This is a genomic window from Stenotrophomonas sp. G4, from assembly GCF_003428825.1.
GTDB classification, from domain to species: Bacteria; Pseudomonadota; Gammaproteobacteria; order Xanthomonadales; family Xanthomonadaceae; genus Stenotrophomonas; species Stenotrophomonas indicatrix.
Genome location: NZ_CP031741.1, coordinates 1,708,707 through 1,729,509, shown reverse-complemented (window position 1 = coordinate 1,729,509; position 20,803 = coordinate 1,708,707). Strand labels below are relative to the sequence as shown.

General features: G+C 67.2%; 19 protein-coding genes and 1 tRNA gene. 8 read left to right on the top strand and 12 right to left on the bottom strand.

Annotation, left to right across the window (positions count from 1 at the left end; translation table 11 throughout):
• Window positions 1-22: 22 nt before the first annotated feature.
• Window positions 23-1,105: a sn-glycerol-3-phosphate ABC transporter ATP-binding protein UgpC gene (gene ugpC / locus D0Y85_RS08175; RefSeq protein WP_117310110.1), complete on the bottom strand. Its 1,083-nt coding sequence runs from the start codon at window positions 1,103-1,105 to the stop codon at window positions 23-25.
• Window positions 1,106-1,457: 352 nt separating this feature from the next.
• On the opposite strand from ugpC, the gene zwf reads away from it, so the two are divergent.
• From zwf to eda, 5 genes are all read left to right on the top strand, one after another.
• Complete coding sequence (zwf, locus tag D0Y85_RS08170; protein WP_025878809.1) at window positions 1,458-2,894, top strand: glucose-6-phosphate dehydrogenase; 1,437 nt, start codon at window positions 1,458-1,460, stop codon at window positions 2,892-2,894.
• Window positions 2,891-3,898 (top strand): glucokinase, encoded by a 1,008-nt coding sequence (glk, locus tag D0Y85_RS08165; RefSeq protein ID WP_093819988.1) that lies wholly within the window; start codon window positions 2,891-2,893, stop codon window positions 3,896-3,898. The genes zwf and glk overlap by 4 nt, the downstream gene beginning before the upstream one ends.
• A complete protein-coding gene (pgl, locus tag D0Y85_RS08160) occupies window positions 3,895-4,617 on the top strand; it encodes a 6-phosphogluconolactonase (RefSeq protein WP_025878807.1) in 723 nt (240 codons plus the stop codon). The genes glk and pgl overlap by 4 nt, the downstream gene beginning before the upstream one ends.
• A gap of 58 nt (window positions 4,618-4,675) precedes the next feature.
• Window positions 4,676-6,592: a phosphogluconate dehydratase gene (edd, locus tag D0Y85_RS08155; RefSeq protein ID WP_117310109.1), complete on the top strand. Its 1,917-nt coding sequence runs from the start codon at window positions 4,676-4,678 to the stop codon at window positions 6,590-6,592.
• A 236-nt stretch (window positions 6,593-6,828) separates the two neighbouring features.
• A complete protein-coding gene (gene eda / locus D0Y85_RS08150; protein ID WP_117310108.1) occupies window positions 6,829-7,488 on the top strand; it encodes a bifunctional 4-hydroxy-2-oxoglutarate aldolase/2-dehydro-3-deoxy-phosphogluconate aldolase in 660 nt (219 codons plus the stop codon).
• Between the two features lie 282 nt (window positions 7,489-7,770).
• On the opposite strand, the gene D0Y85_RS08145 is transcribed toward eda, so the two are convergent.
• The 3 genes from D0Y85_RS08145 to ispG all read right to left on the bottom strand — a co-directional run bounded on the left by D0Y85_RS08145 (window position 7,771) and on the right by ispG (window position 10,616).
• A complete protein-coding gene (locus D0Y85_RS08145; RefSeq protein ID WP_025878804.1) occupies window positions 7,771-8,418 on the bottom strand; it encodes a response regulator in 648 nt (215 codons plus the stop codon).
• Window positions 8,419-8,620: 202 nt separating this feature from the next.
• Window positions 8,621-9,370, bottom strand: coding sequence for a phosphatase PAP2 family protein (locus D0Y85_RS08140; protein ID WP_117310107.1), 750 nt, complete (start codon window positions 9,368-9,370; stop codon window positions 8,621-8,623).
• Window positions 9,351-10,616, bottom strand: a complete 1,266-nt coding sequence (gene ispG, locus D0Y85_RS08135; protein WP_117310106.1) for a flavodoxin-dependent (E)-4-hydroxy-3-methylbut-2-enyl-diphosphate synthase — start codon at window positions 10,614-10,616, stop codon at window positions 9,351-9,353. The genes D0Y85_RS08140 and ispG overlap by 20 nt, the downstream gene beginning before the upstream one ends.
• Before the next feature lie 114 nt (window positions 10,617-10,730).
• On the opposite strand from ispG, the gene D0Y85_RS08130 reads away from it, so the two are divergent.
• Entirely contained in the window at window positions 10,731-11,951 is a 1,221-nt protein-coding gene (locus D0Y85_RS08130) for an ATP-binding protein (RefSeq protein ID WP_117310105.1), read from the top strand.
• Window positions 11,948-12,517, top strand: a complete 570-nt coding sequence (locus D0Y85_RS08125) for a response regulator transcription factor (protein ID WP_117310104.1) — start codon at window positions 11,948-11,950, stop codon at window positions 12,515-12,517. The genes D0Y85_RS08130 and D0Y85_RS08125 overlap by 4 nt, the downstream gene beginning before the upstream one ends.
• A gap of 89 nt (window positions 12,518-12,606) precedes the next feature.
• On the opposite strand, the gene pgi is transcribed toward D0Y85_RS08125, so the two are convergent.
• The 7 genes from pgi to pcnB form a co-directional block, all read right to left on the bottom strand.
• Entirely contained in the window at window positions 12,607-14,121 is a 1,515-nt protein-coding gene (gene pgi, locus D0Y85_RS08120) for a glucose-6-phosphate isomerase (RefSeq protein WP_117310103.1), read from the bottom strand.
• The gene (gene panD / locus D0Y85_RS08115) at window positions 14,118-14,498 is read right to left on the bottom strand and encodes an aspartate 1-decarboxylase (RefSeq protein WP_004153087.1); all 381 of its coding nucleotides are present in this window, start codon (window positions 14,496-14,498) and stop codon (window positions 14,118-14,120) included. The genes pgi and panD overlap by 4 nt, the downstream gene beginning before the upstream one ends.
• A gap of 87 nt (window positions 14,499-14,585) precedes the next feature.
• Window positions 14,586-15,080 carry a hypothetical protein gene (locus D0Y85_RS08110; protein WP_117310102.1) on the bottom strand — a complete coding sequence of 165 codons (495 nt, stop codon included), beginning with the start codon at window positions 15,078-15,080 and terminating at the stop codon, window positions 14,586-14,588.
• Window positions 15,081-15,153: 73 nt separating this feature from the next.
• On the bottom strand, window positions 15,154-15,993 hold the full coding sequence (gene panC / locus D0Y85_RS08105) for a pantoate--beta-alanine ligase (protein ID WP_032977891.1): 840 nt from the start codon (window positions 15,991-15,993) through the stop codon (window positions 15,154-15,156).
• Entirely contained in the window at window positions 15,990-16,805 is an 816-nt protein-coding gene (gene panB, locus D0Y85_RS08100) for a 3-methyl-2-oxobutanoate hydroxymethyltransferase (RefSeq protein ID WP_117310101.1), read from the bottom strand. Before panB ends, panC begins: the two co-directional genes overlap by 4 nt.
• A 34-nt stretch (window positions 16,806-16,839) precedes the next feature.
• Window positions 16,840-17,325 carry a 2-amino-4-hydroxy-6-hydroxymethyldihydropteridine diphosphokinase gene (gene folK / locus D0Y85_RS08095; protein WP_117310100.1) on the bottom strand — a complete coding sequence of 162 codons (486 nt, stop codon included), beginning with the start codon at window positions 17,323-17,325 and terminating at the stop codon, window positions 16,840-16,842.
• A gap of 3 nt (window positions 17,326-17,328) precedes the next feature.
• On the bottom strand, window positions 17,329-18,708 hold the full coding sequence (pcnB, locus tag D0Y85_RS08090; protein ID WP_117310099.1) for a polynucleotide adenylyltransferase PcnB: 1,380 nt from the start codon (window positions 18,706-18,708) through the stop codon (window positions 17,329-17,331).
• 49 nt (window positions 18,709-18,757) lie between these two features.
• Here pcnB and D0Y85_RS08085 point away from each other — a divergent pair.
• Window positions 18,758-18,832, top strand: a tRNA-Glu gene (locus D0Y85_RS08085).
• A 459-nt stretch (window positions 18,833-19,291) separates the two neighbouring features.
• Here the strand turns inward: D0Y85_RS08085 and D0Y85_RS08080 are convergent.
• Entirely contained in the window at window positions 19,292-20,716 is a 1,425-nt protein-coding gene (locus D0Y85_RS08080; RefSeq protein ID WP_117310098.1) for a sugar porter family MFS transporter, read from the bottom strand.
• Window positions 20,717-20,803: the final 87 nt, after the last annotated feature.

Genomic DNA, 20,803 nt, shown 5'->3' with positions numbered 1-20,803 from the left:
GGCCAGCGGCCGGCACTACCGGTTACAGGCGCTCGCCGGTTTCCGGGTTGAAGAAATGCAGGCCCTGCGGGTGGATCGCCACCCGGATGTCCTCGCCCACGCCCGGCAGCGACTGCGGCGCCACGCGCATGGTCAGCGCGTGCTGGCCGCTGCTCATGTTGACGAAGATCTCGTTGCCGACCGGCTCGATGCCCTCGATGCGTGCGGTGAACGCATGCGTGTCTTCGCTGCCTGCCGGCTGCAGGTGCTCGGGGCGCACGCCCACGGCGATCGGCTTCTGCAGCCACGCCGGATCGATCGTCGCCTGCCCCAGCGGAGCACGCCATTGGCCATCGACCACGGTCACGCCACCGGCGTCGCCCTGCAGCGTGCCGCGCAGCACGTTCATCGCCGGGCTGCCGAGGAAGCCGGCCACGAACAGGTTGGCCGGGCGGTCGTACAGCGCCATCGGCGTATCGATCTGCTGGATGATGCCGTCCTTCAGCACCACGATGCGCTGGCCCAGGGTCATCGCCTCGACCTGATCGTGGGTCACGTAGATCATGGTGGTGCCCAGCTTGCGGTGCAGCTGCGCGATCTCGGTGCGCACACTGTGGCGCAGCTTGGCATCCAGGTTCGACAGCGGCTCGTCGAGCAGGAACACCGCCGGCTCACGCACCAGCGCACGGCCCAATGCAACGCGCTGGCGCTGGCCACCGGACATCGCCTTGGGCAGCTTGTCCATCATCTCGGTCAGGCCCAGCGTCTGCGCGGCTTCGCTGATGCGCTTGTCGATGGTCGCCTTGTCGTGCCCGCGCAGCTTCAGGCCAAAGGCCAGGTTCTCGGCCACGGTCATGTGCGGATACAGCGCGTAACTCTGGAACACCATCGCGATGTCGCGATCCTTCGGCGCCACGTCGTTGACCACGCGATCGCCGATGGTCAACGTGCCGCCGCTGATCTCTTCCAACCCGGCCACCATCCGCAACAGGGTCGACTTGCCACACCCCGACGGACCGACCAGCACCATCAGTTCGCCATCGGCGACCTCGAAGGTGGCGTCCTTCACTGCAACCTGGCCGTTGTCGTAGACCTTGCGCACACCCTGCAACTGCACTTTTGCCATTTCACTCATCCAGTGCGCCCGACGCCGGGCTGTCTTTTGGGACTGCCTCGGCCCTCCCGATGGCAGTGATGATTGCGCGGTCGCCGCATGACGGCGACCACTGCAATCGAATACAGTTGCCCATTCTGCCATGTAAACGTTTTCACGTGGCACTATCCGACTGTCGGTGCGCACCGACCTGCATCGTCGACCGAACGAAGGGTTGCCGCTGTAGTGGTTTCGATTGGAACGGTGCTCCGCCAACCCGGAAAACCGATCCAGATGAGCCTCGGACAGGCAGTTGCGCGGATGTCCCCCGAACCCAGCCATGAAGCGATTGACAACGATGTCACCCGGATCTGAAACTCGAGCGATGCACGACACACTCTTCCTGTTTGGTGCCACAGGTGATCTGGCCCAGCGCTACCTGTTCCCTTCGCTGCTGCGCCTGCTCGGCGACGGCCTGCTGCCGGAGGATTTCCGCATCCGTGCGCTGGCCCTGTCGGGCCACGACACCGAAGCCTTCCATGACATCCTGCGCCCACGCCTGCAGCAGGCCATGCCGATGGCCAGCCAGGAGGACATCGCCTCCCTGCTGCGCCGCATCGACTACCGCTCGGTGGACCTGCGCGACGTCGACTCGGTCGCCGCTGCCGTGTCCGACCTGGTCGACCGCCGCTGCGTGAGCTACCTGGCGATCCCGCCGGGCCTGTACATCTCCACCTGCGAAGGCCTGGCCAAGGGCGGCGCGCTGGCCGCACCCGCGCGCCTGATGCTGGAGAAGCCGATCGGCAGCGACAGCGAAAGCGCCGAGGAGATCATCACCACCATCGGCCAGTGGATCGACGAAGACCGCGTGTTCCGCCTCGATCACTACCTGGGCAAGGCGGCGGTACAGAACCTGATCGCGCTGCGCTTCGGCAACACGCTGCTGGAAGCGGTGTGGAACCGCAATTACATCGAATCGGTGCACATCCTGGTCGCCGAAAGCGAAGGCGTGGATGGCCGCGATGCCTACTACGCACGCTCCGGCGCCCTGCGCGACATGGTGCAGAGCCACATCCTGCAGCTGCTGTGCATGGTGGCGATGGAGCCGCCGGCGTCGCTGGAAGCCGACCGCATCCGCGATGAGAAGGTCAAGGTGCTGCGCGCACTGCGCCCGCTGGATGCCAAGCACGCCGCGCGTGACAGCGTGCGCGGCCGCTATACCGCCGGCAGCATCAACGGCCAGCCCGCACAGGCCTACCAGCCGCCGGAAGGCAGCGACGTGGAGACCTTCGCCGGTGTCACCGCGCACATCGACAACTGGCGCTGGAGCGGCGTGCCGTTCCACCTGGTCACCGGCAAGCGCCTGCCCGAGCGCACCACCCGCGTGGTGGTGACCCTCAAGCCGGTCACGCATTGGTTGTTCGAGCGTCCGCAGCGTGCGCAGGCCGCACCGAACCGCCTGGTGTTCCAGCTGCAGCCGCAGGAGAACATCGAGCTGGGCCTGATGAGCAGCCTGGCCGGCCCGGAATGGGGCGCGCTGGAACTGCAGCCGCTGGAGCTGGAGCTGTCGGTGCCGACCGGCCTGCATCGCCGTATCGCCTACGAGCGCCTGTTCCTGGACGCCTTCAACGGCAACCACACCCTGTTCGTGCGCGATGACGAAGTGCGTGCCGCCTGGGCCTGGATCGACAGCGTTGCCGATGCCTGGAAGGCGGCCAACCTGCCGCTGGAGCCCTACCCTGCCGGCCAGTGGGGCCCGGCCAACGCGGTCGACTTCCTGCCGCAGGGCGTGGATGCACCGGACAGCGGAGCGTCGGAATGAGTACCAGCTCGCAGCCCGTGCTGGTCGCCGACATCGGTGGCACCAATGCCCGCTTCGCCCTTGCCGACACCTCGCAGGACGCCCCGCTGCTGAAAGAGAGCATCCGCGAGTACGCCGTGGCGGAGTTCCCGTCGCTGGGTGATGCCGCGCGCCACCATCTGGAGCAGATCGGCGCCACCGCAAGCCGTGGCGTGTTCGCAGTGGCCGGTCGTGTCGATGGTGACGAAGCCCGCATCACCAACCATCCGTGGGTGATCTCGCGCAGCCGCACAGCCGCGATGCTCGGTTTCAACGAACTGCACCTGATCAACGACTTCGCCGCGCAGGCGATGGCGATTTCGCTGCTGCAGCCCGATGACGTGGTCCAGGTCGGCGGTGCCGCCTGGGTTCCGGGCAAGCCGGGTCAGCCGCGCAACTACGCAGTGATCGGCCCAGGCACCGGCCTCGGCGTCGGCGGCCTGATCCTTCGCCACGGCCGCTGTTACCCGCTGGAAACCGAGGGCGGCCATGTCAGCTTCCCGCCGGGAACGCCGGAAGAGATCCGCATCCTGGAGATCCTGTCCGAGCAGTTCGGGCGCGTCTCCAACGAGCGGCTGATCTGCGGCCCCGGCCTGGTCAACATCCATCGCGCCATCTGCGAGATGGCGGGTATCGACCCGGGCCAACTGCAACCGGTGGACGTGACCGCCCGCGCCCTGCACGGCGATCCACAGGCGATGCGTACCGTGGATGTGTTCTGCGCGGTGTTCGGCGCCATTGCCGGTGATCTGGTGCTGACCCAGGGCGCCTGGGATGGTGTGTTCCTGACCGGTGGGCTGACTGCGAAGATGCTCGATTCATTGCAGCACTCCGGTTTCCGCCAGCGCTTCGAACACAAGGGCCGGTTCTCTTCGATCATGGCGCGGGTGCCGTCGCTGGCCGTGATGCATCCCCACGCCGGACTGCTGGGCGCCGCTGCCTATGCTGCCGACGCCGAACGTGACGCACCAGGAGTTGCCGCATGACCCCCATCTTCCAGGACGACCGTATCGACTTCATCAACCATGGCGATGCCGATGGCTGGATCGAAGCGGTTGCAGCCGAAATGGCCCAGGCGATCAACCACGACATCACCGAACTGGGCCGCGCACGCATCCTGCTGTCCGGCGGTACTACGCCGGCACCGGTGTACCAGGCGCTGGCCGAGCTGGACGTGCATTGGGACCGCGTTGAAGTGAGCCTGGCCGACGAGCGCTGGTTGTCGCCGCAGGATCGCGACAGCAATGCGTGGCTGGTGCGCGAGAACCTGCTCACGCGTGCCGAAGGTGCGCACTTCGATCCGCTGGTGCGGATCGGCAAGCCGCTGCCCGAATGCGTGTACACCGCCAACCTTCAGGCCCAGCACAGCCAGGCGCCAAGCCTGGTCGCACTGGGCATGGGCAACGACGGCCATACCGCCTCGCTGTTCCCGGGCTCGAAGGACCTGACCCGCGCGCTGGAAAGCACCCTGCCGTACGCCGCGCTGGATGCCACCGGATGCCCCGGTGCCAACCAGTGGCCGCTGCGCATCACCCTGACCCCGCGTGGCTTGGCCCAGTGCCGCCAGCGCCTGCTGCTGCTGCGCGGCAAGCAGAAGCTGCAGGTGCTGCGCCAGGCATTGGACAGCAACGACCCGCAGCAGTATCCGATCCTCAACGCGATCAACCTGGAGGGCGCGCGCCTGCGCGTCCACTGGGCTGATTGATGTCGGCGGCGGCGCCCTGCTGCCGCTTGCCTCTCGCCACCTCGAACGCCGGTAGCCCATGAGCCTCCATCCGCAACTGCAAGCCATCACTGAGCGCGTCATCCGCCGCAGCGCCGCCTCGCGCGCCGCCTATCTGGCAGCGATCGACGCCTCGCTGCGCGATGGCCCGTTCCGCAGCCGCCTCAGCTGCGGCAACCTCGCCCACGGTTTCGCCGCCTGTGGCGGCACCGACAAGAGCCGCCTGCGTGGCGGCGTGACGGCCAACCTAGGCATCATCACCGCCTACAACGACATGCTGTCGGCGCACCAGCCGTTCGAGATCTATCCCGAACAGATCCGTGCGGTGGCCCGCGAACTGGGCGCGACGGCACAGGTTGCCGGCGCTGTGCCGGCGATGTGCGACGGCGTCACCCAGGGCCGTGGCGGCATGGAGCTGTCGCTGTTCTCGCGTGATGTCATTGCCCAGGCCACCGCGATCGGGCTCAGCCACGACATGTTCGATACCACCGTGTACCTCGGTGTGTGCGACAAGATCGTGCCGGGCCTGCTGATCGGCGCCCTCGCCTTCGGCCATCTCCCGGCCGTGTTCGTACCGGCCGGCCCGATGACGCCGGGCATTCCCAACAAGCAGAAGGCCGAAGTGCGCGAGCGCTACGCTGCCGGCGAAGCCACCCGCGAAGAACTGCTGGAAGCCGAATCGGCGTCCTACCACGGCGCGGGCACCTGCACCTTCTACGGCACCGCCAATTCCAACCAGGTGCTGCTGGAAGCGATGGGCGTGCAGCTGCCGGGCGCATCGTTCGTCAATCCGGACACGGCGCTGCGCGATGCACTGACCCGCGAAGCCACCGAGCGCGCACTGGACATCACCGCGCTGGGCGACGACTTCCGTCCGCTGGGCCGGATCATCGACGAGCGCGCGATCATCAACGCGGTCATCGCGCTGATGGCCACCGGCGGCTCGACCAACCACACCATCCACTGGATCGCGGTGGCGCGTGCGGCCGGCATCGTGCTGACCTGGGACGACTTCGACGAGCTGTCGCAGCTGATCCCGCTGCTGGCGCGCGTCTATCCGAATGGCGAGGCCGACGTGAACCGCTTTGCTGCGGCGGGTGGTCCGGCGTTCGTGTTCGGCGAACTGATCAAGGCTGGCCTGATGCATGGTGACCTGGTCAGCGTCGCCCGTGGCGGCATGGCCGACTACGCCCGCGAGCCGCAGCTGCGCGATGGCAAGCTGGTGTACCTGCCGGGCCTGGAGCGCAGCGCCGATGAAGAAGTGGTGCGCAGTGTCGACAACCCGTTCGAGAGCCAGGGCGGCCTGCGCCTGCTGCGCGGCAACCTCGGCAAGTCGCTGATCAAGCTGTCGGCGGTGAAGCCGCAGTACCGCACCATCGAAGCGCCGGCCGTGGTGGTTGATGCGCCGCAGGTGCTGAACAAGCTGCACGCCGGCGGTCTGCTGCCCGAGCATTTCGTCGCGGTAGTGCGTTACCAGGGTCCGCGTGCGAACGGCATGCCGGAACTGCATTCGCTGGCGCCGCTGCTGGGCCTGCTGCAGAACCAGGGCCGGCGCGTGGCGCTGGTCACCGATGGTCGCCTGTCCGGTGCGTCGGGCAAGATTCCCGCCGCCATCCACGTGACGCCGGAAGCTGCACGCGGTGGTCCGCTGGGCAAGGTGCGCGAGGGCGACATCATCCGCCTGGATGGTGAGGCCGGCACGCTTGAAGTGCTGGTGGACGCAGCCGAATGGGCCGCGCGTACACATGCGCCGAATACGGCGCCGGCCGCCAATGACCTGGGCCGCAACCTGTTCGCGATCAACCGGCGTGTGGTGGGTCCGGCCGATCAGGGCGCGATCTCGATTTCGTGCGGTCCGGCGGCGGCTGACGGTGGGCCGTGGGACTACGACGCGGAGTATGAGCTGGGGCACGATGCTGCTGCGGCGGCGGCGCCGCATGAGGCGAAGGACGCCTGAGGGATTGAAGCGCGTTGCGGGTATGTGGCGGCGGTTGGTTTCCAGGGGCGGCGAAGGGCAGGCCGTCGCCAGGACACGCCGTAAATACATCCCTGTAGGCTCGATCGCGCCATCCATGGCGCGAACGGTCCTGGCGACGCCCTGCCCTCCGCCGCATCACAGTTTCCGGCGCCGATACGCCGCGAAGTGATCATTGAAAGCACAACTAGAGCGAAAGCAAAGGCAGAAGCAGAGCTATGGGTATCGAACAACATCAGGTGCGGGCGGCGGAGTTGTTGCATGCGGCCGGCATCCTGCCGGTGGTGACGATTCATACGCTGGACCAGGCACGTGCGGTCAGCGCGGCGCTGCTGGAAGGCGGATTGCCGGCGATCGAGCTGACGCTGCGTACGCCGGTGGCGATGGAAGCGCTGGCGATGCTCAAGCGTGAGCTGCCGGATGTGGTGGTCGGCGCGGGTACGGTGCTGACGGTGGAGCAGATGCAGCGGTCCATCGATGCGGGCGCCGATTTCCTGGTGACCCCGGGCACGCCGCCACTGCTGGCCGATGCGCTGGCCGCCGCACCGCTGCCGGTAGTGCCGGGTGCGGCGACGCCGACCGAACTGCTGGCGCTCTACGCGCGCGGTTTCCGCGTGTGCAAGCTGTTCCCGGCCACGGCCGTGGGCGGCCTGGCGATGATCAAGGGCGTAGCCGGCCCGATCGCCGACCTCAAGCTGTGCCCGACCGGTGGCATCACCGAGAACACCGCCGCCGAGTACCTGGAGCAGAAGAACGTGGTCTGCATCGGTGGCTCGTGGATGGTGCCGGGCAGCTGGATCGACGCCGGCCAGTGGGATAAGGTGCGCGAAAGCGCCGCGCAGGCCGCGAAGATCGTCAAGCGCGTACGCGGTCACTGACGCACTGCGGGGTCAGAGCCCTTCCCCGCCGGGGAAGGGATCCGCCCCCAAGCGCGCAAAGCGCGCGACCCGCTCCTGCCGTTCCTTCTTCATTCCGCGGTGGCGACGCACGGAAACTATCCGTGGCCGGGCGGATGGGTTGCGCAGGGGCGTGAGCCGCATGGATGCGGCGACCGAGCTTACATGGACGTACTTGCAGCGTCCCCTGCGCAGCCCATCCGTCCGGCCAACCCACGAATCCCGTCGCACCACCGCGAGGGGCTGCGCCGTTGGCTGAAATCCTTACAGCGGCCGCGCCGGATCCACCAGCCCGTACTGGCTGGCCATCCGCGCCAACGCGATGTTGTCGTGGATTCCCATCTTCTCGAACAACCGCGCCTTGTGCGTGTTGACCGTCTTCGCGCTCAGGCTCAGACGACGGGCGATATCTTCCTGGCGCAGGCCCTGGGTCAGCAGCAATGCCACTTCCAGCTCACGCGGCGACAGGTTGTCGAACGGCGAGCCATTGCCTTCCACGGTGGACAACGCCAGATTCTGCGCGATGCTCGTGCCCAGGTAGCGCCGTCCGGCAGCTACGTCGCGCACCGCACGCAGCAGTTCCTGCGCATCACAGCCCTTGCCGATGTAACCGGCGGCCCCGGCTTCGAGCAGGCGCTTGGGCAGCGGACCGTCTTCCAGCACCGACACGATCACCACCCGCGTGCTGCGGTGGCCACGGACGATGCGCTCGGTCACTTCCATCCCGCTCACGCCGGGCAGGTGCAGATCACACAGCACCACGTCCGGTTGCAGCTGGCGGATCGCGGGCAGCGCGTCTTCGCCCGTTTCGGCCTCGCCCACCACTTCAATGTCGGTTTCACTCGACAGTATCATTTTCATCCCGGTGCGGACCAACGCATGGTCATCCACCAGGTAGACTCGAATCGTCATTCACGTACCTCTTCGAATGCGGCCAATACGGGTCAACCTAGGCAGGAGCACCTGACCACTGCAAGCGCGGAAGTTGCGCAAATCCGGCGTTCTGCCTTGCGCATCACATTCTTCACGCACTGATCGTGCCCCTTGCCCTGCAGAACCCGTTACAACGAAACAACCCGTCCCTCAGGCAGACGCCCTTGGGAGGGCATCCACGTCACTCCCCTTGCGTGATCGCTTCGCTGGCCGTCGCTGGCGGCGAACCGTGCCGTCGCCATGGATGGCGGCGGCTGAACATGACCAGGTAGCACCCTACCACCCAAACCAGCGCGGCACACCACCCGGCCAGGATGTCGGACGGATAATGCACCCCCAGATAGACCCGGGAAACGCTTACCAGCAGGCTGAACGACGGCGCCAGCAGCAGCACCGGCCAGCGCCAGCGGGTATTCCAGGCCAGCAGCACCAGGGTGACCGCCAGGGTCATCGAGCCCATCGCGTGGCCACTGGGGAAACTGAACGTGGATTCCGGCGCGATCGATTCCCACAGGCTGGGCCGGTCGCGCTGGAAGAACTGCTTGCTGCCCATGTTGAGCAGCGCCGACCCTACGAAGCTCACGGCCACGAAGGTCGCTTCACGCCAACGCCGGTGCCAGGCCAGTGCACCGACAATCAGCACATCGGCCGGGATCAGGAACCACTCGTAGCCCAGCTTCGACAGCAGCACGAACACATGGTCCAGCCACGGCGAATGCAGGCCGTGCATCTGCCACAGCAGCGGCGCATCGAAATGGAAGGATTCGAACTCGTGCACCTCGTCGGCCAGGGCGACGAATCCGGCCAGCGGCAGCAGCACGCCGGCAAACAGCAGCAGCAGCCGCCAGGCATTGCGCGCCATCCAGTGGCGGAAGCCGGAGGCGGGCTCCGGTGCAGCGAGGATCGTCGGCTTACCCGGCGCTTCGGACATAGGTGCGTTCAACGTAATCATCGATCAGGGCGACGAATTCCTGGGCGATGTTCTCGCCACGCAGGGTCACCTTCTTCTCGCCATCGACGAATACTGGTGCCGACGGTGCTTCGCCGGTACCCGGCAGCGAGATACCGATGTTGGCATGCCGCGACTCACCCGGCCCATTGACCACGCAGCCCATCACCGCCAGGGTCATGTTCTCCGCACCCGGGTGCTGGATCTTCCACAGCGGCATCTTTTCGCGCACGTGGTTCTGCACCACCTTGGCCAGCTCCTGGAAGAACTCCGAGGTTGTACGGCCGCAGCCCGGACACGCCGTGACCAGCGGCGTGAAGGCGCGCTGGCCGGTGGTCTGCAGCAGTTCCTGGGCGACGATTACTTCCTGCGTGCGCGACTGGCCCGGTTCGGGCGTCAGCGAAATGCGGATGGTGTCGCCGATGCCTTCCTGCAGCAGCACGCTCAGTGCGGCCGCCGAGGCGACGATGCCCTTGCTGCCGATACCGGCTTCGGTCAGGCCCAGATGCAGGGCGAAGTCCGAACGCTGGGCCAGGTCGCGGTAGACCGCGATCAGCTCCTGCACGCCGCTGACCTTGGCCGACAGGATGATGCGATCACGCGGCAGGCCGATGTCCACGGCCTGCTCGGCCGAATCCAGCGCCGACCGGATCAGCGCCTCGCGCAGCACGCGGCCGGCGTCCCAGGGCTGTTCGCGGTGGTTGTTCTCGTCCATCAGCTTCGCCGCCAGGGCCTGGTCAAGCGAGCCCCAGTTTGCACCGATGCGCACCGGCTTGTTGTAGCGGATGGCGAACTCGATCAGCTGGGCGAACTGCAGGTCCTTCTTCTTGCCGAAGCCCACGTTGCCCGGGTTGATGCGGTACTTGGCCAGTGCTTCGGCACAGGCCGGTTCGGCCGTCAGCAGCTGGTGGCCGTTGTAGTGGAAGTCGCCGATCAGCGGTACGTCGACGCCCATCATCGCCAGCTTGTCGACGATGCGCGGGATCGCCGCGGCCGCTTCGACCGTGTTGACGGTCAGGCGCACCATTTCCGAGCCGGCACGCCAGAGCTCAGCGACCTGCTTGACGCTGGACGCCACGTCGGAGGTGTCGGTATTGGTCATCGACTGCACCACGACCGGCTTGCCACCGCCCACGGTGACTCCACCGATCTGGACCGCTTGGGTCAGGCGACGGGGCCAGGAAGTGGCATCGGAGGGAACTGTAGGGCGGGTGACGGCGTCATGCATGCGGGCATTCTAACGCCCGCCCCGACCTTCTGGGTGTGTCCCATTCAGGCGACAGTCCGGCTGCGGCCGATTGTCGCAGGCAGCCATCCCCGCGAACGCATACGATGGGCGCGAATGACCGGTCCCGACGCCCCGTTTCTCCGAACCCTGTGCAGCCTGCGCTGGTTGGCCGTGGCTGGCCAGGCGGCGACCATTCTGGTTGCGACCTGGGTGCTGGGACTGCCCTTGCCGCAACTGCCGCTGTGGTCGGGCGTGGCCGTGCTCGCCGTATTCAACCTGTATACGCAGCTGCGCCCGGAGCCGGCCGATACCGCGCCGCTGACCGCCTTCGGCCACATCCTGGTGGACGTGATCATCCTCACCTGGATGGTCAGCTGGAGCGGCGGCATCGCCAATCCGTTCGGCTCGCTGTTCCTGATCCTGATCGCCCTGGCGGCCTTCGCCCTGCCCCTGCGCTGGGCCCTGGCCGTGGCCAGCGCCTGCCTGCTGGGCTACGCCGCCAGCGGACTGTTCGGGCAACCGCTGCCGGCGGGCTATTTCGACGCACTGGACCTCAACCGCTGGGGCGTGATCGCCACCTTCCTGCTGTCCGCTGCGGTCGTCCTGATTTTCTCTACCCGGCTGGCGATCGCGCTGCGCGAGCGCGAGCTGGAACTTTCGGCACTGCGCGAACGCTTCGCGCGCAACGAGGGCATCGTCGCCCTGGCCACGCATGCGGCCTCGGTGGCGCACGAACTGAACACACCGCTGGCGACGATGACCCTGCTCGCCGACGACGTGGCCGAGCGCAGCGAAGAACCGGAAGTGCGCGAGGACATGGAAACCCTGCGCGAACTGCTGGTGCAGTGCCGGGAGCGCGTGCTGGCCCTGGCCGCGCCGGCCTCCAATGACGGCCCCGGGCGCACCCACTCCACGGCCCAGCAGGTGCTGGAGCAATGGCGGCTGGTGCGCCCGACCATCGACCTGCACCGCAACGACGACGCACCGCTGCGCCTGCCGCTGGACCCGGGCGTCGGCCACCTGCTGATGGTGCTGCTGAACAACGCGGCCGATGCCGGCGAGCAGGCCGGCCGACCGCGCGTCGATCTCAGCCTGCGCATCGAAGGCGACAACCTGATCGGCGAAGTACGCGACTACGGCCATGGCTTCAACGCCCGCGCCGCCGTGCTGCCGGGCAAGCTGTTCGGCAGCAGCAAGAGTGAAGGCATGGGCGTCGGTCTTGCCCTGTCCCATGCCACCATCGAACGCCTGGACGGCGAGATGTGGATGCGCCCGGCCCAAGGGGCCGGTAGCCGCGTCGGCTTCCGCCTGCCGTTGGCCCCCCGCGAGGAATGACCATGACTGCTTCCACCCTTGGCCTGCTGGTCGACGACGACGAACTCTACCTGCGCACCCTGCAGCGCAGCCTGGCCCGCAAAGGGCTGGAGACGCAGACCGCGCAGGATGCGGCCAGTGCGCTGGCACTGGCCCGCCAGCAACCGCCGGCGTTCGCATTGATCGACCTGAAGCTGGGCAGCGATTCCGGCCTGGCCCTGATACAGCCGCTGCGCGCCCTGCGCGCGGATATGCGGATCCTGCTGGTGACCGGCTATGCCAGCATCGCCACCGCGGTGGAGGCGATCAAGCTGGGCGCCGACGACTACCTGCCGAAGCCATCGACGGTGCCGATGATCCTGCGTGCGCTGGGCGAGGAAGACGATGGCCCCGCCGATGACGGCGAGATGGAAGTGCCCGATGCGATGACCCCGATCAGCCGCCTGCAGTGGGAACACATCCAGCAGGCGATGCATGAAACCGGCGGCAATGTGTCGGCGGCCGCGCGCCTGCTCGGCATGCACCGGCGTTCGCTGCAGCGCAAGCTGGCCAAGCGGCCGAGCCCGGAACGCGATCCGAGCCGGTGATGCGTCGTCGTGTTCGCCGGGCATGGCCCCCGGCGCTTCCGGCATGACGAAGGGTAGCGCCGGGCCATGCCCGGCATTCCCCGCCCGCGTCAGCCCTTCAGCTGAGCCAGCAGCTCACGGGTCAGCGGATCATTGATCTGGACATCCTCGCCCTGCAGGGCCGGCAGCAGGCCACTGGCCAGCTGCTTGCCCAGTTCGACACCGAACTGGTCGAAAGCGTTGATGTTCCAGATCACCGACTGCACGTACACCGCGTGTTCGTACATCGCGATCAAGGCGCCCAGCGCCTGCGGGGTGAGCGCGTCGAGCAGGATCATCGTGCTCGGGCGGCCGCCCGGGTAATCACGGTGCGGATCGTCGCTGCCCTGGCCGTTGGCCAGTGCTTCGGTCTGCGCCAGCAGGTTGGCCATCAGCGCCTGGTGGTTGACCGTATACGGATCATCGTTGTGCACGCAGCCGATGAAGTCGGCCGGGATGATGCTGGTGCCCTGGTGCAGCGCCTGGAAGAAGCTGTGCTGCACATCGGTGCCCGCACCGCCCCACCACACCGGCACGGTGTCGGTGGTGACCGGCTGGCCATCGCGCTGCACGCGCTTGCCCAGGCTTTCCATCACCAGCTGCTGCAGATAGGCCGGCAGCAGCGCCAGGCGCTGGTCGTAGGTCATCACCGCATGCGTGGCGTGGCCCAGCAGATTACGGTTCCAGATGTCGGTCAGGCCGTGCAGCACCGGCAGGTTGCGCTCCAACGGCGCGTCCAGCGCATGCGCATCCATCTGCGCGGCACCTTCCAGCAGCTGCTCGAAGCGCTCGAAGCCGATGGCCAGTGCGATCGGGAAACCGACGGCCGACCACAGCGAATAGCGGCCACCCACCCAGTCCCACATCGGCAGCACGCGCTCGGCGGCAATGGCGAAGGCATTGGCGGCGCGTTCCGGATTGGCGCTGACCGCGTACAGACGGTCGCTGCCGCCCAGCCAGTCATGCAGGATCTGGCCGTTGAGCAGGGTTTCCTGGGTACCAAAGGTCTTGGAAATGAGGATGCCGGCGGTCTTCGCCGGATCCAGCGTGGCCAGCGTGCGCTGCATGGCGGCGCCGTCCACGTTCGACACGAAATGCACGCGCAGGCGTGCGCCTGTGACCGGGCGCAGCGCATCGGCGACCAGTCGCGGGCCGAGATCGGAACCGCCAATGCCGACGCTGACCACATCGGTCACGCCGCTGTCTTCCAGCGCGCGCACCAGCACGCCCATGCGCTGGCGGATGCCGCGCGCGGTGGCATAGGCCTCGGCCGCCACCGGCGCATCGACTACATCACCGCGCAACGCGGTATGCAGCGCAGCGCGGCCTTCGGTCAGGTTGACCTGCTCGCCACGGAACAGGCGCGTGATGGCGCCGCCGACATCACGTTCGGCAGCCAGCGCCAACAGCGCCTGCAACGCTGCGGCATCGTATTTCTGCCGGGCGAAGTTGACATACAACGGACCGACCCGCAGCGCCAGGTCCTGTACACGGCCGGGTTCGGCGGCGAGCAGGCCGGGAATGCTTGCGCCCTTCAGGCGCTGGGCGTGGGAATGCAGCGAGTCGAATCCGTTGTTCGTTGTCATGCGGCCTGGGTCGGGATCGTGTCGTTGGTGTGGGAAATCTGGTTGTTGCCATCCACGTACACCAGCTTCGGCTTGAAGCTGTCGGCTTCCTGCTCGGTCATGCTGGCGAAGGCGGCAATGATGATGATGTCACCGACCTGCACGTGGCGCGCAGCGCCACCATTGAGCGAGACGACACCGCTGCCGGCTTCGGCGCGGATCGCATAGGTCGAGAAGCGCGCACCGTTGGTCACGTCCCAGATGTGCACCTGCTCGAACTCACGGATGCCGGTGGCAGCCAGCAGGTTGTCATCGATGGCGATGGAGCCTTCGTAGTTCAGCTCGGAATGGGTGACGGTGGCGCGGTGGATCTTGGTCTTGAGCAGGGACAGGTGCATGGGGGCGCTGCAACGGCAAAGGAAAGAGCGGATTCTAGCACCCACGCGGCAACCGTCAGGTAGCGGCCGCAGGATGCTGAAGACCGTTCAGCCGGTGCGCTGCTGTGCGCCCGGCGATGGCGCCGCGGCACCGGCCAGCACGGCCCGGAACACGGCATGGAACGCCAGTCCGGCCATCAGGCCGAATCCGGCCGCCACCAGTACCGGGAAGGCATAGCTGGCCCAGTCGAAGTTGCCCGCAGAGGACAGCTGGCTCATCAGAGCACCGCCAGAGCCGCTGGGCCAGGCACAGGTGGCCATGGCCAGCGCGCCCAGCCCTGCCCCGACCAGCGCGAACCACACCCAGCGCAGGCGGCCGGAAGACAGCAGGACCAAGCCCATCGGCAGCAGCACCGCCACGGCGTGGGCGAAGGCCAGCACGAACATCAATGCGGCCGCCAGCGCGGCCGTGGCCACTTCCTGGCCGAGACTGAGACCGGCAATCAGGCCACCGATCACCAGCGAAGGCAGCAGCGCGGCGGCGAACACCGCCAGGATCGCCGCCACGGCGCGGCGGCCGGGGCTGGCTGGAAACGAGGTCATATCGGCAGGTCGTCCTTGTCCGGCGAACACCGGGCGCCCACTGCGGGCGCCCTGCACAACCGCGCGGGGCGGTTCAGAACTCCAGGTTGTCGATCAACCGGGTGGTGCCCAGGCGTGCGGCGATCAGGGCCACGCGGCCTCCGCCATCGAAACTCGGCTCGGCCAGCTCCGGAGTGCGCAGTACCGCGTAATCCACCTGGAAGCCCGCTGCCTGCAGCGCAGCGACGGCGTCGGCCTCGATGCGTTCACGCGCGTGCCCGGCCACATAGCCTTCGCGCATGCCCAGCAGGGTGCGGTGAAGGGTGGTCGCCAAGGGGCGCTGCTCGGCGCTGAGGTACTGGTTGCGCGAGCTCTTGGCCAGGCCATCCTCATCGCGCACGATCTCGGCACCGACGATCTGGATCGGGAACGACAGCTCGGCCACCATCTGCTTGATGACCGCCAGCTGCTGGTAGTCCTTGCGGCCGAACACGGCCACATCCGGCTGTACCTGCAGGAACAGCCGCGCCACCACCGTGCACACGCCATCGAAATGGCCCGGGCGGCTGGCGCCTTCCAGCACCTCGCTGACGCCGGGCGCATGCATCTGCGTGGTCTTGTCCACGCCCAGTGGGTACATCGCTTCGACGCTGGGCAGCCACACCGCATCGCAGCCCACCTGCTCCAGCCCGGCCACATCGGCTTCGGGGGTGCGCGGATAGCGGCTGAAATCCTCGTTCGGCCCGAACTGTGTCGGGTTGACGAAGATGCTGGCCACCACCTTGTCGGCGTACTGCTTTGCCAGGGTGACCAGCGCGTGGTGCCCGCCGTGCAGGTTGCCCATGGTCGGCACCAGCGCCACGCGCAGGCCCTCGCCCTTCCACTGCGCGATCTGCGCGCGCAGCGCACCGAGTTCGTTGAAGGTCTGGATCATTGGGCGTACGCGTGTTCTTCGTCGGGGAAGCTGCCATCGCGCACGGCATCGGCGTAGGCACGGGTGGCGCCGGCCACCGAACCGCCTTCAGCCAGGAAGTCCTTGACGAACTTCGGGCGACGGTGGCCGCTGTCCAGGCCGAGGAAATCGTGCAGCACCAGCACCTGGCCGTCGCACTGCGGACCGGCACCGATACCGATGGTCGGCACCGGCACCGCGGCGGTGACGGCGGCGGCAACCGGGGTCGGCACGCATTCGAGGACCATGATGCTGGCACCGGCTTCAGCCACGGCCTTGGCATCGTCCACCAGCTGGCGCGCGGCATCGCCACGGCCCTGGATCTTGAAGCCACCCAGGCGCAGCACCGATTGCGGGGTCAGCCCCAGGTGCGAACAGACCGGGATCTCGCGCTCGACCAGGTAGCGGATGATGTCGACCTTGAAGCCGGCGCCTTCGATCTTGACCATCTCCGCACCCGCCTGCAGCAGCTGCAGCGAAGCATCCAGCGCGCGTTCCGGGGTGGCATCGGCGCCGAACGGCAGGTCGGCGATCAGCAGCGCACGCTGCAGCACGCGGGCGACTGCGCGGGTGTGATAGACCATGTCGGCGACGGTCACCGGCAGGGTCGAATCGTGCCCCTGCACGACCATGCCCAGCGAATCGCCGATCAGGATCAGGTCGATGCCATTGGCATCGAAGGTGCGGGCGAAGCCTGCGTCGTAGGCGGTCAACATGACCAGCTTCTGACCATTGCGCTTGGCCTCGGCCAGGGCGGGAACGGTCCAGGGCTTGCTGTCTGCGTGGGTGCTCATGTGCTGATAACCGGGGGAGATAACCCGGGCATTATCACCCTAACGGCGCGATCCCGCAGGCATCCACCCGCATCACTGCATCCCGCACGCGACCGTGGCCGGGAATGGCCAGATCGGCGGCAATTTCGGCCAACGGCACCAACACGAACGCACGCTCGTGCAGGTAGGGATGCGGCACCTTCAACTCGGGCAGGTCCAGCATCTGCTCGCCGAACAGCAGCAGGTCCAGATCCAGCGCACGCGGCCCCCAGTGCACGGCGGGGTCGCGTACGCGGCCGAAGCGCTGCTCCAGCGCGAGCAGGGCCTGCAGCAGCTCGACGGCGGGCAGATCGGTGTCGACCGAGGCCACTGCGTTGACGAACGGTGGCTGGTCCTCGTTGCCCCATGCCGGCGTCGCGTACAACCGCGAGGCCTGCGTCAGCCGGGTTCCGGGCAGCTCGTCCAGCGCGGCAATGGCCGCGCGGACGGTGTTGGCTGCGTCGCCAAGATTGGCGCCCAGCCCGATCCAGGCACCGGTCATGGATTACTCGGCAGCACCGGCAGCTGCGCCATCGGGACGACGACGGCGACGGCGACGCTTGCGCGGCGCTCCACCCTCTTCATCGCCGGCCTCGCTGTGCAGGGAATCCAGCGACGAATCCAGCTCATGCCCGGACTGCGCCTGCGCTTCGCGCCAGAACGCGACGTCGGCTTCGTGCTCTGCCGATGCCACCTGGCGCAGGGCCAGGAAATCGAAGGCGGCACGGAAACGGGGGTGGCTGAGCGTGCGCATCACGCGCTTGCGCTGGCGCGAACTGAAGCGCGCCTGCAGCAGCCAGATCTCCTGCATGGGCAGCGAGAAACGGCGCGGCAATGCAATGGTGCTCAGCTGCTGCACGGTGACACGGTCGGCGGCACGACGCTGTGCCTCTTCCGGTGCGACGCCCTGCTTGAGCAGCGTTGCCTGTGCGCGGCAGTAAGCCGGCCACAGCAACAGCGCGAACAGGAACGCCGGCGACACGGGCTCGTCATTGGCCACGCGTGCATCGGTGTTGGCCAGGCCCTCGACCAGCATGCGACGCAGCGCGCCGGTGCGGTTCGACTTCAGCGCCTTGGCGCTTTCCGGGAACAGCACGTCGAACAGGCCGTAGCGTTCCAGTCCTTCGAAGCTGGCAACGCCATGCCCGGACAGGAACAGCTTCAGGACTTCCTCGAACAGGCGCGCCGGTGCGGCTTCGTTGAGCAGGCCGGCCAGCTGCGGGATCGGTGCGGCGGTGCCCTCTTCGATCTGGAAGCCGAGCTTGGCCGCCAGGCGGACCGCACGCAGCATGCGCACCGGGTCTTCCTGGTAACGCTGCACCGGGTCGCCGATGAGCTTCATCAGGCGTGCCTGCACGTCTTCGAAGCCGCCGGTGTAGTCACGCACCGAGAAGTCCTCGATGGCGTAATACAGGGCATTGCAGGTGAAGTCGCGGCGGATGGCGTCGTCTTCGATGCTGCCGTACACGTTGTCGCGCACGAGCATGCCGTTTTCCATTTCGCGGTCGCCGCTGCCGTCATCGATGTTGGCACGGAAGGTGGCGACTTCGATGATCTCGCGGCCGAACACAACGTGGGCCAGGCGGAAACGACGGCCGATCAGGCGGCAGTTGCGGAACAACTGCTTGACCTGTTCGGGCGTGGCATCGGTGGCCACGTCGAAATCCTTGGGTTGGCCATTGACCAGCAGATCGCGCACCGCGCCGCCGACAAGGTAGGCGCCGAAGCCGGCATCGCGCAGTCGATAAAGCACGCGCAACGCGTTCGGGCTGATGTCCTTGCGGGAGATCGTGTGCTGGTCGCGCGGGATGACGCGCAGGCTGAACGGTGATGTAGCAGAGGAAATGATGTTGGCGCTTCCGGTTGAAGTTTCGGGATTGCCCAATGGCATCGAGGTGCATATACTAGCGCTCCTGCACCGGCAGCGACACACTGCTCCCTTCGTCTAGTGGTTAGGACGTGGCCCTCTCAAGGCTAAAACAGGGGTTCGAGTCCCCTAGGGAGCACCAGTCGCCGCAGCAGGAACCGAAAAAGCCCGCCTTGTGCGGGCTTTTCTGTTTTCCGGATTCGTGTCGCCGACTGGGCTGGTCGCTTGAGCGCCTCCTTGTTCCTGCGAGGGAGGGGCGGGCCACCCTGTCCTGGACACGCAAAAGCCCATCCATGGTGCTCGATGGCGCCATCCATGGCGCCAACGGTCCAGGACAGGGTGGCCCGCCCCCTCCTGACAATTCCCGCGCCGGCGGCAAGATCAAGAACAGCCTCGCTCCTCCGCAGCAGATCAGCCCGGACGCGCTTGCGTGTGTCCGCACCCGCGATCTGTCGAGAGGCGGCAGGCCAGCCGCTCCAGGACCGTTGGCGCCATGGATGGCGCCATCGAGCCCCCATGGATGGGTGTACGGCGTGTCCTGGAGCGGCTGGCCTGCCGCCTCCCCTCGGAACAGGGAGGCGCTGAAACTCAGGCCAAGCCATCAGCCTTCCATCTGCTCCAGTTCCTTGCCCTTGGTCTCGCGCACGTAGCGGATGACGAAGATGATCGAGAGGATCGCGGCCACGGTGTAGATGCCGTACGCACCGGCCAGGCCGATGCCGGCCAGCAGCATCGGGAAGGTCACGGTGATCGCGAAATTCGACGTCCACTGCGCCGCACCGGCCACGGCCAACGCCGGGCCGCGGATCTGGTTCGGGAACATCTCGCCCAGCATCACCCACATCACCGGGCCCCAGGACATGTTGAAGAACACCACATAGACGTTGGCCGCTACCAGCGCCAACCGGCCCATGCCGTCGGACAGCTGCAGGCGCCCCTCGGCCAGGCTGCCGCTGGCGAAGGCCACCACCATCAGCACCAGGGCCACCGACATGCCGACGGAACCGACCCACAGCAGCGGCTTGCGGCCGATGCGATCAATCAGCACCACCGTCAGCAGGCAGGCGCCGATGCTCAGCGCGCCGGACAGGACGTTGATCAGCAGCGCATCGCTTTCCGAGAAACCCACCGCCTGCCACAGCACCGCGCCGTAATAGAACACCACATTGATGCCGACCAGCTGCTGGAACATCGCCAGGCCGATGCCGACCCAGACGATTGGGCGCAGCTTGCCGGTGGCCTTGTTGAGCAGGTCGCCGAATCGCGGCTTGTGCTGGTCCTGGGCCAGGCTTGCTTCGATCTCGGCCTGCTTGTTCACCGCGGCACGTTCGCCGTACAACCGGCCAAGCACCGCCCTCGCCTGCGCCTGCCGGCCCTTCATCACCAGGAAGCGCGGGCTTTCCGGGATCACCAGCAACAACAGCAGGAACAGCAGCGACGGCAGTGCCTGCATCCAGAACATCCAGCGCCAGGCTTCCTGCCCCAGCCAGAGCGGCTCGGTCGACGCACCCGCCGCCCGGGCCAGCAGATAGTTGCTGAGGAACGCGGCGAACAGGCCGCAGATGATCGCCATCTGCTGCACGGTCGCCAGCCGGCCGCGATAGCGCGCAGAGGCGACTTCGGCGATGTAGGCCGGCGACATCACGCTGGCCGCACCGACAGCGAACCCGCCGAGCACGCGTGCGCAGACGAACAACCAGGAGGCATGTGCAGCGCCGGCGCCCAGCGCCGACACCAGGAACATCACGGCCGCCACGATCAGCACGCCGCGACGTCCCAGCCGATCGCCAAGCCAACCGGCCACGAACGCCCCGATCGCGCACCCCAGCAGCATCGAGGCGACCTCGAAGCCGAGCGCGGCCTCGCTCGAGTTGAAGGCCTGGCGCAGGCCGTCGACGGTGCCATTGATGACGCCACTATCGAAGCCGAACAGGAACCCGCCGAGGGTGGCGGCGCAACTGATCAGGACGATGAAGGCAGTGTTCTCACCGCCATTGGAGGCGGCACCGGGCTGGACTGGCGACATGAAGGATCCTGCAAGGAAGGGGGCCGACCGAAGCGGGCCGGCGGCCCTGGCAGCGTCGCACAGGGCGGGCACGCCGCCAAATGGGCC